At 30.8% G+C, this 2,639-nt stretch carries 2 protein-coding genes; both read left to right on the forward strand.

What is annotated here, in order from left to right; translation table 11 throughout:
* Positions 1–267 (forward strand): integrase core domain-containing protein (locus DFQ02_RS14885; RefSeq protein ID WP_147297797.1); only part of this gene is annotated, 267 nt, incomplete at its 5' end.
* Between the two features lie 57 nt (positions 268–324).
* On the forward strand, positions 325–2,409 hold the full coding sequence (locus tag DFQ02_RS14890) for a hypothetical protein (RefSeq protein ID WP_116525241.1): 2,085 nt from the start codon (positions 325–327) through the stop codon (positions 2,407–2,409).
* The last annotated feature ends 230 nt before the right edge of the window (positions 2,410–2,639 follow it).

Genomic DNA, 2,639 nt, shown 5'->3' on the forward strand with positions numbered 1-2,639 from the left:
CAATATTGTAGCAATGTATACACACAAATTTTAAAGAGAAACAACATCAAAATTAGTATGACTGAAGAAAAACATTGTTATGAAAATGCCATTGCCGAACGTGTAAACGGCATCCTAAAAGACGAGTTTTATCTTGACCAGACCTTTGATAGTGTAGCTCACGCGAAAAAAGCTACAAAAAGTGCTATTAATCTATACAACCAAATTAGATTACATGTATCTTTAGATTATAAAACACCAAATATGGTATATTTAAAAACAGCGTAAATCAATTTTTAACCTGTAGCCATATTTCAGGACTAGACATTTTAAAGAGACCGAGCAATGCATAAATCATTAACGATTTTAAATACTGATAGAATAAATAAATACGGTCACTTGATTGCATTATCTGCAATGGAGGATATGGTATGGATGAAGGCGACAGAAGGTGTTCCAATGCATGTTGGACATGATATGCATAGACCAATTGGCGCTATGATTCCTTTTGGATTATATTTTGAACCAAAATTAGTAAGGTCTCTTGGTCTATCTTTGATACCAGAAAATGATGAGGAGACTAAACAGATATTAAACTTTAAAAATTATTCAACTATTAAAAATATTAAAGATGAAGTAGAAAAAAATGATGAAAAACTATACAATGAAGTAAAAGAGCATATCATCTCAGACTTTAAATATATAGAAACAGGAACATTATCAATTTTTAATACAGATATAGTAAAAAGGTTATTTAAAGAATTGGAAAGCTTTCAGGATAAAGATGGTTTGATAAAGCTTAAGGATTTAAATAAAAACTTTACATATAAATTTCAAGGAGTATTTCTTCACAATTCACTTCCTCTGTGCATATACGCACATAATTTCTTTAGAAGGTCGTTATCAAGACACAATAATTTTCATTTTATATTTTTAGATGAATTAATGTCATTCCAAAATAATGATGATATAACTATAAAACTTGCTTTGGATTGGGACTTAATAGGCTATTCTCCAACATTTTTACAATCAATGGAATATGAATATTGGTTTGGTCCTAAATACAATGATGACATCAGCAAAATTCAAAGAGGTCTCACAAAACACAGTTGTAGTGAATTCGAGAGAGAATATTATGGCATATCTACAACTGAGTTTTTCTGGAAAGACAATGAAAATCTAAAAGAATTTGAGTTGGAAGAGCTAAGAGAGAATGATGCACCAACAATGGATGACTTTTTCGGCTGTAGATACATGCATTCTATTTATGATACAACAAAATCAACTTTTGTTCACTTCGATGGAGCAATAAGAGGATATAATTCAGACTTATACTTTGAGCGTATTGACCAGAATATGACTGATTTTGGAAGGAGAAGTGAGTACAAAAAATTGTTTAGAATTGACGGAAAGCTAGAATTGAGTAATTGGAAAAGTTTAATTACGAATTATATGCAAGATAATCCACTTATATATGAGTATTTTGATATAAAAAAGCCTGAATCTGAACTAAATAAAAAACAAGAACCAAAAACATTGATTCAGCAATTGGTGCCACATTCAATGAACCGAGATGATGGAATTAAATTGCTTGTATCATATCATAAAAAAAATGAGGAATTTAAAGATTTTAGTCATTCAATTTCGATTTATGATATTGTTAATATCAATGGAGTTGATAAAGATGTGATTGAGGATGAAGTTATTGAAATCAAGAAAGCTTTAAATAGATTAGGCAAAGATTTGCATATTGAAGCTGATACCTTGTTTGGAAACTTTAAAGATGAATATTGGAATATCCCTTGTATTTTTCATAGTGCAACCAATCCAATCCAAGATATAAAGATAACACTTGAGGCTTTGCGAACAATTTTTAAAAGAATGGTAGAAAAAGGATTTGACACAATAATCTCTTTTACTATTGCATGGAATCTTGAAGAAAAAGAAGTAAGAGTTAGTAGTTTAGGGCATGTTGAAAATCTTTTTAATTGGATTTCATATTTTCAGTCAATCCCAATTGATAGAGACCATTTTAAGATTTGGCTCGATGAGCAAAGAACTTATCTAAATTCTACCTTTGAAGGTAGCATAGATAAACCTCTTATTCAGGATATTTGTCAATTTGATGGAATATTATATTTAAAAAGGAAATTTGTTGAACCTGAGTTTAATCTCGAACCATTTTCAGATGAAAACACCCTTTCTTGTAGGTTCAGCATCCCTGATAATGATGAAGAAAAATATAAAGAAATCGTAAATGGAAATATTAGACCAGTTATGTCATATATTGTAAAAAAAGCCAAATGTGGCATATCTAATCAGGATTATCACCAGAGTCCTTACTCTAAAATACTTGATGATGATGCATATATGATTGTTGAAAAAATAGATGGATTGACATTTTACTGGTCTGATAAACCAATTGTATAAAAAACGAACGCCCAACAATGTATATACAAAATAGGCGCAAATGTAGTAAGTTCAACGGCTGTAGCCCGCTTCAAATTCGTAACGTTTTGATAAGTTTGAAGCCCGCAATCGCCTACTTTGCATATACTTACCGATGGAACACATTCGCCGATGGCGAACTTTAATCTACGCTGCTTCGCAGACAATGCATCTTAAAGTAAATGTGTTCCTTCTCAGGGTTAAACCAAATT

Origin of the sequence: Seonamhaeicola aphaedonensis, from assembly GCF_003386195.1 — a bacterium.
Classification (GTDB): domain Bacteria; phylum Bacteroidota; class Bacteroidia; order Flavobacteriales; family Flavobacteriaceae; genus Seonamhaeicola; species Seonamhaeicola aphaedonensis.